Here is a 14,080-nt window from a genome sequence, read left to right on the forward strand (position 1 = left end):
TGGAGTTATTGCTGCGACACGCCGGTGCGTAGGGCAATAACTCCATGATCAACGCGGCGAGGGTGGGTGGGGTGGGGTGGGTGGGGTGGGGTGGGTGGGTTAGTCGCCGGTTGCGGTTTCTGCTGCTGTTCTTAGGTTGGGGGCGCTTGCTGGTTCGGCTATGCCGCCGGGAGACTCCGTGAAGCCTGCGACCTCCGCGGTCTCCGCGGCGACCGCCGGCTGGTCGGCCGGCATGACCTCGGGCATCTTGGGTACGGCGACCACCGCCGTTCCGTAGGCGCAGATCTCCATCCACATCTCGCCGCAGTCGCGGCTGTCGAAGCGCATGCCGATCACCGCGTTCGCGCCGAGCCGCAGGGCCTCCTCGCCGAGCCGGGACACCGAGTCGGTGCGCCACCGGGTCAGGTTGTCCGGGGCCATCGGGTCGTACGCGCCACCGCGCAGGTTCTTGACCCCCTCGCGGTACGGGTTGCGTGTCCTGGCCATCGAGGACACCACCTCACCGAGAATCTGGCGGATCTCATAGCCGGGCAGTTGCTCTGTCGTCACGACCAGCACGGTTCCGATGCTGTCAGGAGTGGCGCGACCCGATCGGGTGCATTGTTCACCTGATCGGATGCTGCAAAACAGCGCGGCGCGGACGGCCGACACGCAGCCGACCATCCGCACCGCGCGGGGCGTTAACCGTCAGACACCGGCCACCGAGGTGATCCAGGCCCGGTTGTACGCAACGCTGCCGTAGTTCTGGATGCTGTAGCCGTCGGCGGTGGAGGCGACGCCGACCTGCTGGCCGTTGTAGAACTGTGGGCCACCCGAGTCGCCGCGCCACGCGTTGCCGCTGATCTCGGTGCTGCGGATCGCCTGCCCGCCGTACGCGTCGGTGACGCTGTTGCTTGTCACCCGCACGGTGGCGGTCTTCAGTTGGCTGGATGCGGAGCAGCCGCTGTAGCAGGTCATGCCCCAGCCGTAGATCGAGTTGGTCGAGTTGATGGGTGGGTTGCTGCTGGCCAGGGTGACCGTCGAGGTGCTGACGGTGCTGGAGAGCCGCATGAGGGCGAGATCGTTGCGGGTGTAGGTGGCGCTGACCGTACGGGTGACGCCACCCGAGGCGCGGTAGACGCTGCCGACCCGGACCGACATGGTGCCGCTGATGCAGTGCCGGGCAGTGAGCACCCACTGTGCGGCGATGACGCTGCCGGAGCAGGTGAACGAGCCGTTGCTCAGCACCGCGGCGGCCCAGGGCGCGGACGAGACGGTGTTGCCGCCGATGATGGGTTGCGGGCCGGGTGGGGCGGCGGACGCGCCGGACGCGGCGCCGAGGGCGCCGACCAGGGCGGTGCTGAGCACGGCGAGCAGGGGGCGGATGCGCATCGGGTGGACTCCTTGGGCGGGGCGGACCCGGGGTCGCCGGGTGCGGAAGGGCGACGGAGGGAGGTCCCCACCGCCGCCTAAATCGACTTATGTCGATGTACGATAGGGCCCGGGACCATCGTTATCAAGATGTTGATCGGGATGGATCAATGTAACGATTCGGCCACCCGCGGCGCCATGTTTGTCCTGCTGAGGCCGCCTGTCGCGCTCCCTGGGTCACCCTGGATGCCGGCAATGTCGATCACTGCCTGAACTGCGGGCGGCCGGTGCGGGCGCGGCGATATCTGCCAGGTACGCTGGCTGCGCTCGCCCGTTGTGGGTCGGCACCCAACTGCGTACACAGTCAGGAGTGCCCAGTGCCTCGCGTCGTCGTCGACGTCATGCTCAAGCCCGAGATCCTCGATCCGCAGGGCCAGGCCGTCGCAAACGCGCTGCCCCGGCTCGGCGTCGGTGACGTCGCCTCGGTTCGGATCGGCAGGCGGATCGAGATCGAGTTCACCGGTGAACCGGACCTGGACCGCGCTCGGGAGATTGCCGACAAGTTGCTCGCCAACCCGGTCATCGAGGACTTCACCATCCGCCTGGTCGAGGCCGACGAGACCGCGGACGCCCGCTCGTGACCGCCCGGGTCGGTGTGGTCACCTTCCCCGGCTCGCTCGACGACGGGGACGCGGCCCGAGCCGTCCGCATCGCCGGTGCCGAGCCGGTCCGGCTCTGGCACGGTGACCCGGATCTGCACGGGGTGGACGCGGTCGTGCTGCCCGGCGGCTTCTCCTACGGTGACTACCTGCGCTGCGGCGCCATCGCCCGGTTCGCCCCGGTGATGGAGACGATCGTGGACGCCGCCCAGGGTGGCCTGCCGGTGCTGGGCATCTGCAACGGCTTCCAGATCCTGTGCGAGGCGCACCTGCTGCCCGGCGCGCTCACCCGCAACCAGCACCTGCACTTCCGCAACCGGGACCAGGTCCTGCGCATCGAGTCGGCCGGCACCGCGTGGACCAACGCGTTCCAGCCCGGCCAGGAGGTGCTGATCCCGGTTAAGAACGGCGAGGGTTGCTACGTCGCGGACACCGCGACGCTGGACCAGCTCGAAGCCGAGGGCCGAGTGGTGGCCCGGTACGTCGGCGGCAACCCCAACGGGTCGCAGCGCGACATCGCCGCGATCACCAACGCCGCGGGCAACGTGGTCGGCATCATGCCGCACCCCGAGCACGCGGTGGAGGCGCTCACCGGTCCCTCGTTGGACGGCCTCGGCTTCTTCACGTCGGTCCTCAAGCACCTGGTCGGGGCGCCGGCGTGACCGGCGACACGATCATCGGTCAGCTCAACCGCATCTCTGGCGGGCACGAGCGCAGCGAGGAGAGGTCATGACCACCCATCCGGACCCGGTACGCGACACGCCCGAGGCGTACTCCGCCCCGGCGCAGCCGGCCGAGCCGAGCCCGGCGCAGCCCGTCGCTCCGGCGGCCGCTCCCGCCCAGCTGGCCGCTGCCGTCTGGACCGAGGGCGTGGACACCGTGCCGCGCGCCGGTGGCACCCCGGGCGAGCTCCAGCCGTACACCGAGCTGGGCCTGCGTGACGACGAGTACGACCGGATCCGGCAGATCCTCGGCCGTCGGCCCACGCAGTCCGAGCTGGCCATGTATTCGATCATGTGGAGTGAGCACTGCTCCTACAAGTCGAGCAAGGTGCACCTGCGCCAGTTCGGCGAGAAGGCCGTGCACAGCGACCGGCTGCTCGCCGGCATCGGTGAGAACGCCGGTGTCGTGCAGGTCTCCGACGAGCTGGCGGTGACCTTCAAGGTCGAGTCGCACAACCACCCCAGCTTCGTCGAGCCGTACCAGGGTGCGGCGACCGGCGTCGGTGGCATCGTCCGGGACATCCTCGCCATGGGTGCCCGCCCGGTCGCCGTGATGGACCCGCTGCGTTTCGGCGCCGCGGACCACCCGGACACCGCCCGGGTGCTCACCGGTGTGGTTGCCGGCGTCGGCGGCTACGGCAACTGCCTCGGCCTCCCGAACATCGGTGGTGAGTTGGTCTTCGACCCCTCCTACCAGGGCAATCCGCTGCTCAACGCGCTCTGCCTGGGTGTGCTGCCGGTCGAGCGCCTGCAGAACAAGGCAGCGGCTGGCCCGGGCAACGTTGTCGTACTCATGGGTGCCAAGACCGGCCGGGACGGCATCGGCGGCGTGTCGGTGCTGGCCAGCGCGACCTTCGACGAGGGCAGCGAGGCACGCCGGCCCGCCGTGCAGGTCGGCGACCCGTTCACCGAGAAGCTGCTGATCGAGGCCTGCCTGGAGCTGTACGACGGCCAGTTGGTGGTCGGCATCCAGGACCTCGGCGGCGCCGGCCTGACCTGCGCGCTCACCGAGACCGCCGCCGCGGCCGGCACCGGCATGCGGGTCTGGCTGGAGCGGGTGCCGCTGCGCGAGCCCTCGATGGACCCGCACGAGATCCTGGCCAGCGAGTCGCAGGAGCGGATGCTGCTGGTCGTCGCACCGGACAAGCTGGAAGCGGTGCTCAAGACCTGCGAGAAGTGGGGCGTGCTCGCCACCGCGATCGGCGAGGTCACCCCACCGGAGCCGGACGGCCGCCCCGGCCGACTGCTGATCACCTGGCAGGACCACCTGGTCGTCGACGTGCCGCCGGGTTCGCTCGTCGACGACGGCCCGGTCTACGCCCGGCCGATGCGTGAGCCGGCCGACCTGATCCTGCTCCAGGCCGACCGGGCCGAGACGCTGCCCCGCCCGGCCGACCCGGAGGCGCTGCGGGAGACCGTGCTGCGCATGATCGCGTCGCCCAACCTGGCCGACAAGACCTGGGTCACCGAGCAGTACGACCGTTACGTGCTGGGCAACACCGTGCTCGCCCAGCCGGAGGACGGCGGCGTGATCCGGATCGACGAGCGGACCGGGCTCGGCGTGGCGCTGTCGGTCGACGGCAACGGGCGGTACACCCGACTCGACCCGTACCACGGCACCAAGCTGGCCCTGGCCGAGGCGTACCGGAACGTGGCGGTGACCGGCGCGAAGCCGATCGCCGTCACCAACTGCCTCAACTTCGGCTCCCCGGAGGACCCGGGCGTGATGTGGCAGTTCGCCGAGGCCGTGCGCGGCCTGGCGGACGGCTGTGTGGAGCTGGGCATCCCGGTGACCGGCGGCAACGTCAGCTTCTACAACCAGACCGGAGCGGCGGCCATCCACCCGACCCCGGTGGTCGGCGTGCTGGGCGTGCTGGACAACGTCGCCGACCGGGTGCCGATGGGCTTCGTCCCGCGGCCCGGTGGCGATCACGACCAGCTCTACCTGCTCGGCGAGACGAACGTGGAGCTGTCCGGCTCGGAGTGGGCCTGGGTGACGCACGAGCACCTCGGCGGCATCCCGCCGCAGGTCGACCTCGCGCGGGAGAAGGCGCTCGCCGACCTGCTGGCCGAGGCGGCCCGGGTCGGTCACCTCGCCTCCGCGCACGACCTCTCCGACGGCGGCCTCGCCCAGAGCCTCGTCGAGTCCTGCCTGCGGCGCGGCGTCGGCGCCCGCATCGCGGTGCCGGAGCAGTTCGCCGAGGGTTCGATGCCGTTCGTCTACCTGTTCAGCGAGTCCGCCACCCGGGCGCTGGTGTCGGTGCCGCGCGGCCACGACAAGGCGTTCGCGGCGCTCTGCGCCGAGCGTGGGGTGCCGTTCGAGCTGATCGGTGTCACCGACCCGACCGGCGGCGCCCTTGAGGTGCACGGCCAGTTCCGGATCGAGCTGGACGAGCTGCGCAGGGCGCACACCGAGACGCTGCCCCGCATCTTCGGGGGCTCGGCGGCCGTCGAGGTGCCCGCGCCGGCCGCCGGTGTGGCGGGTGCGGTCGAAGCCGTACCGCTGCCGGTCGCCCCGGCCCAGCCGATCGACCCGGCCGAGGTGCTCTCCGAGCCGATCGCGTCCTCGGGGCCTTCCCCGGCGGCCGGCGCCGTCGAGCCGATCGGTCCGGCACAGCCCGGTGGGTCGTCCGAGTCTGACACCGGTGTCACCGAGCCGTCGCCTGACGAGCGCTGAGGCGTTGGCGGCCGCCGTCTACGGCCAACCCGGCTCCGGTGCGCGGTTCGACTGGGGGCTGACCGGGGCGGCCGAACTCGGCCGGGTCTGCGCGGCGTTGGTGGTGGTGGACGTGCTGTCGTTCACCACCGCCGTGGAGGTGGCGGTCGCCCGGGGCATGCGGGTGCACCCGTTCCCCTGGGGTGAGCAGGCCGCCGAGTACGCGGTGCGTGTCGGCGCGGTCGCGGCGGTGGGCCGACGGAAGGTGACCGCGGAGCATCCGTGGTCGCTCTCGCCCGCTGCTCTGAGCACGGCACCGGTGGTGGCGGACCTGGTGCTCCCCTCGCCGAACGGCTCGGCCATCAGCGCCGCCGCCAGCGCCACCGGCCTGCCGGTGGTCGCGGCGTGCCTGCGTAACGCACCGGCCGTCGGGCGTTGGTTGCGCCGCCAGGGGTACGGCACAGTGGACGCCCCGATCGGCGTGATCGCGTCCGGAGAGCGGTGGCCGGACGGGTCGTTGCGCCCGTCGGTGGAGGACCAACTCGGTGCCGCCTCGGTGCTCGACGCCCTCTCCGGCGTACCGGGCGGGTTGTCCGTGGAGGCGGCCATGGCACTTGCCGCGCTGGCGAGCACTCCGGACGTGCCCGCCGCGGTGCGCGGAAGCGTTTCCGGGCGGGAGTTGACCGAGGGCGGCTTCGCCGAGGACGTGGACGTCGCCGTCCGGGTCGGCGTCTCGAACGTCGTGCCGGTGCTCCGTCAGGGCGTCTTCTCCGCCGCCTGAGCGGCGACCAAGCCGGCGCTGGGCGGATCAAGCCGAGCGGTGCCGTGCGATCGCGGTGATCAAGCCGGGCCGGGCCGCGCGTTCGGGCTGATCAAGCCGGGCCGGGCCGCGCGTTCGGGCTGATCAACTCGGGCCGGGCCGCGCGTTCGGGCTGATCAACTCGGGTTTCATGAAAGCGGGGTGTCCAGGCGTGCGGGACACCGCGACTTTCTTGACCACGAGTGGATCTTGACGCGAAACGGCCACCCGGAACTCCGGGTGGCCGTTTTCGTGCGGTGTGGTCGGTCAGTCGTCCAGCCAGTCGAGGCGTCGACCGCCCCGGTCGGTCTGCGGCGGGGTTTCCGGCCGCGCCCGCCCGGCCGGCGGCTGACCGTAGCCGCCCTGGTCGTAACCGCGGTCGTCGTAGCCGCCGCGCTGCTGCGGCGGGGGTTCCTGGCCGTAGGTGCCGCCCTGGTCGTACCCGCCGGCCGGTTGGCCGCCGTAGCCGCCCTGGTCGTAACCGCGGTCGTCGTAGCCGCCGCGCTGCTGTGGCGGGGGTTCCTGGCCGTAGGTGCCGCCCTGGTCGTACCCGCCGGCCGGTTGGCCGCCGTAGCCGCCCTGGTCGTAACCGCCGGCCTGCTGGCCGCCATACCCTGCGGTCGGCTCGGCGGCCCGACCGCCGTACGGGGCCGAGTCGGGCTGGCCGCCGTACCCCTGCCCCTGCTCCGGCTGGTAGACGCCTGTGGCGTACGGATCGGCCGGTGCCGGGTACTGGGTGTTGTCGCCGGTGTAGCGGCCGGTCGGCTCGTCGTACCGCTCGCCGTAGGGCGCTCCGCCGGCGGGAGCCGGCGGGTAGGCGGCGGTCCCTGCCGGGCCGTTGTAGTCGCGGCTGCCGTAACCGCCGCCGGAGGCCGGCGCGTTGCCGTAACCAGCGCCGGAACCGGGCGCGTTGCCGTAACCAGCGCCGGAGGCCGGCGCGTTGCCATAGCCGGCGCCGGAACCGGGCGCGTTGCCGTAGCCGCCAGCGGGAGCCGGAGCGCCGCCGCCGTAGCCGGCGCCGGAACCGGGAGCGGCGCCGTAGCCCTCACCGGCGCCGTAGCCGCCCTCGGAGCCGGCTGGGGTGCCGTAGCCGCCGCCGGAGGCGGGAGCGTTGCCGTAACCGCCACCCGACGCCGGTGCGTTGCCGTAGCCGCCGGCCCCGTAGCCGCCGGGTGCCTGCTCGTCGCCGTACCCGGCGCCGCCCCAGCCCTGCTGGCCCGCGCCGCCGTACGCCTGCGCCGGCGCACCGTACGGGTCCGGTGGGACGTCGTCGACCACCGGGCGGTGCATCATCGTCGGCGCCTCGCTCAGCGCCGCGCCGCCGACCATGGTCGGGTCCGCCCCGCCACCGGGTCGGCCGCCGACCATCCGGGTCTGGTCGTCGGGGCTGCGGAAAGCGCCCCGCGACGGCGGCACCACACCGCCGCCACCAGCCGCAGCCGGGGCGTCGTCGTCATCGCCGCCGCTCTCCCTGCGCTTCATCCAGAGCATCACGATCGTGCCCACACCGGCGGCCACCAGAAGACCACCGAGCAGAATGATCAGGTACGGGCCGCTGCCGCCGTCGTCGCTGTTGGAGGCGTTCGCCGGAGCGCCCGGGCTGGCCTCATCGGTGGCCTGGTCCCCCGCACCCGCGTCGGCCGGGTCCTCGCTGGGGGTGGCGTCGGCGGTGGCGGACGGCGTGGCGCTGGGCGTCACCTCGACCTTGATGGCGAGGCTGATCCGTTGGCCGGTGATGGCCTGCCCGGCGGCGGCGGTCAGCGTCTTGCGGGCCTGCACGTTGTCGAAGGTGGCACCCAGGTCGATCCGACCCGGCGCGATCGGGGCACTCGTGGTGCCGGTGAAGCGGAAGTTGCCGCTCCCGTCGCTCGTGGTGTCGAAGCGCTTGCCGGTGCTGTCCAGCAGCATGACCACCGCGTTCGGCACGGCCTTGCTGTCGGCCTGGACGACCACCTTGCCGGAGATCGACTGCACGGTCTGCGTCTGCGGCGGTGGCGGCGCGGCGGCCGCCTTGACGGTCACCCGGAGCGTGCGGGAATTGCCGTCTCCCGATACCGTGATCTTCGCCGAGCTGCCGTTGGCCGCGGGCGCGTTGGCCGCTGCCGACAGGGTCAACGTCACTGCCTTCGGGTCGGTCGAGTCACCGAAGTTGACCGGCCCGCACCCGCCGCAGGAGACGCCGTCGGGCAGGTCGGTGATGTCGAGGTCGGCGGACTTCTCGTCCGGGTCCGGTCGGACCACCACGTTGACGGTGCTGCTCTTGCCCGCGTCGATCGTGACCGAGTTGTCCGCCGTGCTGATCTTGGCGGCCAGCGCTGGTGGGGCGGGGACGGCGAGCAGAGCGCCGGCAACCAGCGCTACGACCACACCGGCCCGCTGCTTCCAGGCATATCGGTGTGTTGACACGTCCACCGCCTTCCGGGCTGACTTCCCTCTGGCCGGCGGGGCGCCGGGCCGGGGATCATCACGGTACGAATACGCCGTCGGCAACTATGCCTTGTCCAACTGGATCGGCGCGACCCAGGGCCGACGTCAGGTGCGCGACCTGCGGGTCGTATCGTCCCGTCGTGTCCTCTCCGCACAGTAAGTCCGCTGCCGTTACGGCGGCGTTGTCGGCGCTCGACGAGGGGCGTACACCCGAACGGCCGGTGTTCCGTGAGGCGGTCCGGTCGCTGTTGGCCATCCTCGCGGAGCGCGCCCCCGGCCGATCGGTGGAGGTGCGCGTCCCACCATACGGTGCGATCCAGTGCGTACCCGGACCTCGACACACCAGGGGAAACCCGCCGAACGTGGTCGAGATGGCTGCGGGGACGTGGTTGGAGCTGGCTACCGGGCGGATCGGCTGGGCGGAGGCGGTCACCGAGGGTCGTGTCCAGATGAGTGGTGTCCGGGCGGACCTCTCGGCGTATCTGCCCCTCTAGTCGTCCGATGTCCCACTCATCGTGACGCTCGGCATGGGAAACGTGACTATCTGTGTCGACGGCGATTCGCGTACACTGTCAGGCGATGACAGTGGTCCCGGCAGACGAGTGTGGATCCGCCCGTGATCCCGCCCAGCCGGTCCAGACCAGCATGAGGGAGCGGTAGGTGCCCCGAGGCGACGGCCGGCTGAGCCACGACCTTGACCCCCAACGACCTGGCCCCCAAGACGCCTGTGGTGTCTTCGGTGTCTGGGCGCCCGGCGAAGAGGTCGCCAATCTGACCTATTTCGGCCTCTACGCCCTCCAGCACCGCGGCCAGGAGGCGGCGGGCATCGCGGTGAGCGATGGTTCCGGCGTGGTGGTCTACAAGGACCTTGGCCTGGTGGCCCAGGTCTTCGACGAGCCCACCCTGGCGAGCCTGCGTGGCCACCTGGCGATCGGGCACGCCCGTTACTCCACGACCGGCGCGTCCAACTGGGAGAACGCCCAGCCGACGATCCGGTCCACCACCTCCGGCACGACCATCGCGTTGGCCCACAACGGCAACCTGGTCAACACCGCCGAGCTGGAGAAGGAGGTCGCCGACCGCGGCCTCGTCGCGGACGGTTCGACGAACGACACCTCCCTGGTGACGATGCTGCTCGCCGGCCGACCGGATCTGTCGGTCGAGGCGGCCGCACTGGAGGTGCTGCCGCAGCTGCGCGGCGCGTTCAGTTTCGTCTTCATGGACGAGTCGACCCTCTACGCGGCCCGTGATCCGCACGGCGTACGCCCGCTGGTGCTCGGCCGGCTGGAGCGCGGGTGGGTGGTGGCCAGCGAGACGGCCGCGCTGGACATCGTCGGTGCGAGTGTGGTCCGCGAGGTCGAGCCGGGCGAGCTGATCGCGATCGACGAGAACGGCCTGCGCTCCACCCGCTTCGCCGCGCCGGAGCCGAAGGGCTGCCTCTTCGAGTACGTCTACATCGCCCGCCCGGACGCCACGATCGCCGGGCGCAACGTCCACGCGGCACGGGTGCAGATCGGCCGGCAGTTGGCCAAGGAGCACCCGGTCGAGGCCGACCTGGTGATCCCGGTGCCGGAGTCGGGCACCCCGGCCGCGATCGGCTACGCGGAGGCGTCCGGCATCACCTACGGTGCCGGCCTCATGAAGAACCCGTACGTGGGTCGTACCTTCATCCAGCCGTCCCAGACCCTGCGCCAGCTCGGCATCCGCCTCAAGCTCAACCCACTGCGGGAGAACGTCCGGGGCAAGCGGCTGGTGGTCGTGGACGACTCGATCGTGCGCGGCAACACCCAGCGCGCCATCGTCCGGATGCTGCGTGAGGCGGGGGCGCTGGAGGTGCACGTCCGGATCTCCTCCCCGCCGGTCAGCTGGCCGTGTTTCTACGGCATCGACTTCGCTACCCGGGCGGAGCTGCTGGCCAACGGGTTGGACAACGACGGCATCCGGCGTTCCATCGGCGCCGACACGCTGGGTTATGTCTCGCTTCCCGGCCTGATCGCCGCGACCGAGCAGCCGAAGACCCGGCTGTGTCGGGCGTGTTTCGATGGGGAGTACCCGATCGAGCTGCCGGCCGGCAACCTGATCGGCAAGCACGTGCTCGAAGGAGTGGGCCGCCGGGTGGCCAACTCGGCCCCGGAAGCACCGCACGCCAACGGCTCGTTCGTCGCCACTCCGGGTGGCGTTACCGCAAACCGCCCGTAGCACCAACCGGCGCGGCCCGGCCACCGCCGGCGCGGCACCGAGAACCAAAGGGGAGAACCGTGACGCACGTGTCCGAGCGCAGCGGCGCAGGAAGCAGCCCGACGGGCGCCGGCGGCGACCGACAGCCCTGGACTGGCGGTGCCGGCCGACAGGCTCGCAAACGCTCGGTCTCGTACGCCGACGCCGGAGTCTCCATCGACGCGGGCGATCGCGCGGTGCAGCTGCTCAAGTCGAAGGTGCGCGAGACCCGGCGCCCCGAGGTGATGGGTGACCTCGGTGGGTTCGCCGGCCTGTTCCGGCTGGACACGAAGAAGTACAAGAGCCCGATCCTGGCGTCCTCCACCGACGGGGTGGGCACCAAGCTGGTGATCGCCCAGCAGATGGACATCCACGACACGGTCGGCATCGACCTGGTCGCGATGGTCGTGGACGACCTGGTGGCCTGTGGTGCCGAGCCGCTGTTTCTGCTCGACTACATCGCCACCGGCGAGGTCGTCCCGGACAAGGTCGCCGAGATCGGCGCGGGCATCGCGGACGGCTGCCGTTACGCCGGCTGCGCGCTGCTGGGCGGGGAGACCGCCGAGCACCCCGGCGTGCTCCGCCCGGACGAGTACGACATCTCCGCGACCGGTGTGGGCGTGGTCGAGGAAGCCGACATCCTCAGCCCGGAGCGGGTCGAGGTGGGTGACGTGGTGATCGCCATGCGCTCGTCCGGCCTGCACTCCAACGGCTACTCGCTGGTCCGGCACGTGCTGCTCGGCGCGGCTCGGATGCGACTGGACATCGTGATCGACGACTTCGGTCGGCAGCGCACCCTGGGTGAGGAGCTGCTCACCCCGACCAAGATCTACGCCAAGGACTGCCTCAAGCTGATCGCCGAGGCCGAGGTGCGGGCGCTGTCCCACATCACCGGCGGCGGCATCCCCGGCAACCTGGTCCGGGTGCTGCCGGAGCACGTCGACGCGGTGGTCAACCGGTCCACCTGGAAGCCGCAGCCGATCTTCGACCTGATCCAGTCGAAGGGTCGCATCGACGACCACGACATGGAGTCGACCTTCAACATGGGCGTCGGCATGTTCGCGATCGTGTCGGCCGAGGACGCTGACCGGGCGTTGGCCACGCTGACCGGCCGTGGGGTCGAGGCGTGGCAGGCCGGCGAGATCATCGAGGGCACCGGCAACGTGCAGATGGTCGGTCAGCACACCCGAGGTTGATCACGCGCTGGTGGTCGTACGGGCACCTGATCAGGGCTTCACCCAAGTGGCCAATGCCGCCTAGCCTGAAGGGCTCGGGCTAGGCGGAGGAGGGTGATGGCTGCACGGGGGCAGGCGTTCAGCGGGATGCGCGGTCTGGCGGCCGTCCCGTCGTACGTCGTCATGCAGCCGACCACCCTCTGCAACCTGGACTGCGCGTATTGTTATCTGCCGTTTCGGGCCCTCGACCGCCGGATGCCGGTGGCGGTGGCCGCCGCGGTCGCGACAGCGGTCAACCCCTGGGCGACGGCCGGCCGGTTCTCCGTGGTCTGGCACGGCGGTGAGCCGCTGGCGGCCGGCCGGGAGCACCTGGCCGACCTGATGGCGCCGTTCGGGCCCGAGGTCGAACATCACGTGCAGACCAATGCCACGTTGATCGACGACGACTGGTGCGCCTTCTTCGCCCGGCACGAGATGCGGGTGAGCGTGAGCGTGGACGGGCCGCGGGCGCGCAACGGCGACCGCGTCAACCGGGGTGGCCAGCCGGCGTACGACCGGATCCTGCGGGGTGTCGCCGCGCTGCGGCGGCACGGGCTGCCCTTCTCCGCGCTGGCCGTGGTCTCCCGACCGGAGCCGGGGCTGGCCACCGAGCTGTACGACTACTTCCTCGACCTGGGCTGCGACGTGTTGGGCATCAACATCGAGGAGACCGAAGGGGTCAACACCCGCGACAACAGCCACGACCCGGCGGCGGTGACCGGCTTCTGGGCCGAGCTGGTCGCGGCCTGGCGGCGGGAGCCCCGGATCCACCTGCGCGAGATCGAGTGGTCGCTGCGTTACGCCGCGGCCGTGCTCGACGACACGACCGACGGGGTGCTGCCCCGGCACCTGGACCCGATCCCGACGATCGGTCACGACGGCTCGGTGATCGTGCTGTCCCCGGAGCTGGGCGGTTTCACCGACCCCCGCTACGGCGACTTCAGCAGCGGCAATGTCCTGACGACCCCACTGGCGGAGATCCTCGCGGGTGCGGCGGCCACGCCCTGGGTCGGCGAGTTCCTGGCCGGTGTGGAGGCGTGCCGGGCCTCCTGCCCGTACTTCGGCTTCTGCGGGGGCGGTCATGCCGCCAACCGATACTTCGAGCTGGGGCGTTTTGACGGTACCGAGACCGAGCACTGCCGCAACAGCAAGATCCGCCTATTGGAGGGAGTGTTGGAGCATGCCCGAGACCACCAGTCACCGGCGCCCTGAGCGCGAAGCGGACGACGGCGTCACCGAACGGGTGCGGGAGGCGGGCCCTGCTCTCGTTGCCCTGCTGCAGGAGGCCGAAGACGCGCGGAGGCTGCGCTCCGAGGTTTCGGGAGGCGACGGCACCAGCGCGGTCTGCGCCTGGAACCACTTCGAGAACATCCCGACGTTCTACAACTGGAACAACCGCCCACGCTGAGGTGAGCCGCGATCGGGGGCCTGTCGAGCGACCGGAGTGTCGGTCGGGTCAGGCCCCTGATCGTCGGCAACTGCACAGGACGTGCGTGAGCACGCGGGAGTGCCGCGTGCTCAGTTGCGTCGAGAGGGTCAGCGGGTCGGACGGACCCAGGGATCCGGATCGTCGTCCGCGTGATCCTCATCATCGTCGTCGACGAACTCTTTAGAGTCGTCGTCGAAGTGGTGCTCAGACTTACCAGCACCCGCCAGTTCGCGCTGCAAGGCGGTGAGGTCGGTGTTCGGGGAGTGGTACTTCAACTCCCGGGCCACCTTCGTCTGCTTGGCCTTAGCACGGCCGCGCCCCATGGCTCGACCCCCTCGCACAGAATGCGGGGCAGCCCGAAGGCGGGCCCCGATGACGTCAGGCATCTCTCGTGGCTCTTACGGTACATGGGGATGCCACCGTTCGGCACCTCGGGTTACCGTCAGCCGGCTCTGCGCGTCGCGTCGATCCGGCCGTCACCCAGTGTACCGGGTAAGGAGCGGATCGGTTAGCACCCGTGACACCGGACAAACCGCATCAAAGTTGACCCGACTTCAGCTTACCCACCCGCGCCGACCACGGAGGCCCGGAGGCGGATCCGGTCGAC

General features: G+C 71.1%; 13 protein-coding genes. 9 read left to right on the top strand and 4 right to left on the bottom strand.

The window, feature by feature from the left end:
- Positions 1 to 99: 99 nt before the first annotated feature.
- Positions 100 to 663 carry a YbjQ family protein gene (locus tag AB0B14_RS31610; protein WP_357068980.1) on the bottom strand — a complete coding sequence of 188 codons (564 nt, stop codon included), beginning with the start codon at positions 661 to 663 and terminating at the stop codon, positions 100 to 102.
- A gap of 24 nt (positions 664 to 687) precedes the next feature.
- Positions 688 to 1,371 (bottom strand): trypsin-like serine protease, encoded by a 684-nt coding sequence (locus AB0B14_RS31615; RefSeq protein ID WP_357068937.1) that lies wholly within the window; start codon positions 1,369 to 1,371, stop codon positions 688 to 690.
- Positions 1,372 to 1,727: 356 nt separating this feature from the next.
- On the opposite strand from AB0B14_RS31615, the gene purS reads away from it, so the two are divergent.
- From purS to AB0B14_RS31635, 4 genes are all read left to right on the top strand, one after another.
- Positions 1,728 to 1,991 carry a phosphoribosylformylglycinamidine synthase subunit PurS gene (purS, locus tag AB0B14_RS31620; RefSeq protein WP_184180400.1) on the top strand — a complete coding sequence of 88 codons (264 nt, stop codon included), beginning with the start codon at positions 1,728 to 1,730 and terminating at the stop codon, positions 1,989 to 1,991.
- A complete protein-coding gene (purQ, locus tag AB0B14_RS31625; RefSeq protein ID WP_238685297.1) occupies positions 1,988 to 2,671 on the top strand; it encodes a phosphoribosylformylglycinamidine synthase subunit PurQ in 684 nt (227 codons plus the stop codon). The genes purS and purQ overlap by 4 nt, the downstream gene beginning before the upstream one ends.
- 67 nt (positions 2,672 to 2,738) lie before the next feature.
- Positions 2,739 to 5,408, top strand: a complete 2,670-nt coding sequence (gene purL, locus AB0B14_RS31630; RefSeq protein ID WP_357068934.1) for a phosphoribosylformylglycinamidine synthase subunit PurL — start codon at positions 2,739 to 2,741, stop codon at positions 5,406 to 5,408.
- A gap of 4 nt (positions 5,409 to 5,412) precedes the next feature.
- Complete coding sequence (locus AB0B14_RS31635) at positions 5,413 to 6,168, top strand: 2-phosphosulfolactate phosphatase (RefSeq protein WP_357068978.1); 756 nt, start codon at positions 5,413 to 5,415, stop codon at positions 6,166 to 6,168.
- 285 nt (positions 6,169 to 6,453) lie between these two features.
- Here the strand turns inward: AB0B14_RS31635 and AB0B14_RS31640 are convergent, their stop codons facing one another.
- Positions 6,454 to 8,592 (bottom strand): hypothetical protein, encoded by a 2,139-nt coding sequence (locus AB0B14_RS31640; protein ID WP_357525743.1) that lies wholly within the window; start codon positions 8,590 to 8,592, stop codon positions 6,454 to 6,456.
- Positions 8,593 to 8,753: 161 nt separating this feature from the next.
- Between AB0B14_RS31640 and AB0B14_RS31645 the strand changes: the two genes are divergently transcribed.
- The 5 genes from AB0B14_RS31645 (at position 8,754) to amcA (ending at position 13,452) form a co-directional block, all read left to right on the top strand.
- The gene (locus AB0B14_RS31645) at positions 8,754 to 9,107 is read left to right on the top strand and encodes a sterol carrier family protein (protein ID WP_357068930.1); all 354 of its coding nucleotides are present in this window, start codon (positions 8,754 to 8,756) and stop codon (positions 9,105 to 9,107) included.
- A gap of 166 nt (positions 9,108 to 9,273) precedes the next feature.
- Entirely contained in the window at positions 9,274 to 10,812 is a 1,539-nt protein-coding gene (purF, locus tag AB0B14_RS31650; protein WP_357068928.1) for an amidophosphoribosyltransferase, read from the top strand.
- Between the two features lie 59 nt (positions 10,813 to 10,871).
- Complete coding sequence (purM, locus tag AB0B14_RS31655; protein ID WP_357068926.1) at positions 10,872 to 12,026, top strand: phosphoribosylformylglycinamidine cyclo-ligase; 1,155 nt, start codon at positions 10,872 to 10,874, stop codon at positions 12,024 to 12,026.
- 126 nt (positions 12,027 to 12,152) lie between these two features.
- Positions 12,153 to 13,256, top strand: coding sequence for a cyclophane-forming radical SAM peptide maturase AmcB (gene amcB / locus AB0B14_RS31660; RefSeq protein WP_357068976.1), 1,104 nt, complete (start codon positions 12,153 to 12,155; stop codon positions 13,254 to 13,256).
- Entirely contained in the window at positions 13,225 to 13,452 is a 228-nt protein-coding gene (amcA, locus tag AB0B14_RS31665; protein WP_357068924.1) for a multiple cyclophane-containing RiPP AmcA, read from the top strand. Before amcB ends, amcA begins: the two co-directional genes overlap by 32 nt.
- A gap of 128 nt (positions 13,453 to 13,580) precedes the next feature.
- Here amcA and AB0B14_RS31670 read toward each other — a convergent pair whose 3' ends face one another.
- Positions 13,581 to 13,796, bottom strand: a complete 216-nt coding sequence (locus AB0B14_RS31670) for a DUF3073 domain-containing protein (RefSeq protein WP_030332207.1) — start codon at positions 13,794 to 13,796, stop codon at positions 13,581 to 13,583.
- Positions 13,797 to 14,080 lie beyond the last annotated feature (284 nt).

Origin of the sequence: Micromonospora sp. NPDC049171, from assembly GCF_040648275.1 — a bacterium.
Classification (GTDB): Bacteria; Actinomycetota; Actinomycetes; order Mycobacteriales; family Micromonosporaceae; genus Micromonospora.

What these genes read in the sequence shown, in the direction of transcription:
- purL (WP_357068934.1), top strand. Translation starts at nt 2,739, where the DNA reads ATGACCACCCATCCGGACCCGGTACGCGACACGCCCGAGGCGTACTCC.
- AB0B14_RS31670 (WP_030332207.1), bottom strand. Translation starts at nt 13,796, where the DNA reads ATGGGGCGCGGCCGTGCTAAGGCCAAGCAGACGAAGGTGGCCCGGGAG.
- AB0B14_RS31610 (WP_357068980.1), bottom strand. Translation starts at nt 663, where the DNA reads ATGGTCGGCTGCGTGTCGGCCGTCCGCGCCGCGCTGTTTTGCAGCATC.
- AB0B14_RS31615 (WP_357068937.1), bottom strand. Translation starts at nt 1,371, where the DNA reads ATGCGCATCCGCCCCCTGCTCGCCGTGCTCAGCACCGCCCTGGTCGGC.
- amcB (WP_357068976.1), top strand. Translation starts at nt 12,153, where the DNA reads ATGCGCGGTCTGGCGGCCGTCCCGTCGTACGTCGTCATGCAGCCGACC.
- amcA (WP_357068924.1), top strand. Translation starts at nt 13,225, where the DNA reads ATGCCCGAGACCACCAGTCACCGGCGCCCTGAGCGCGAAGCGGACGAC.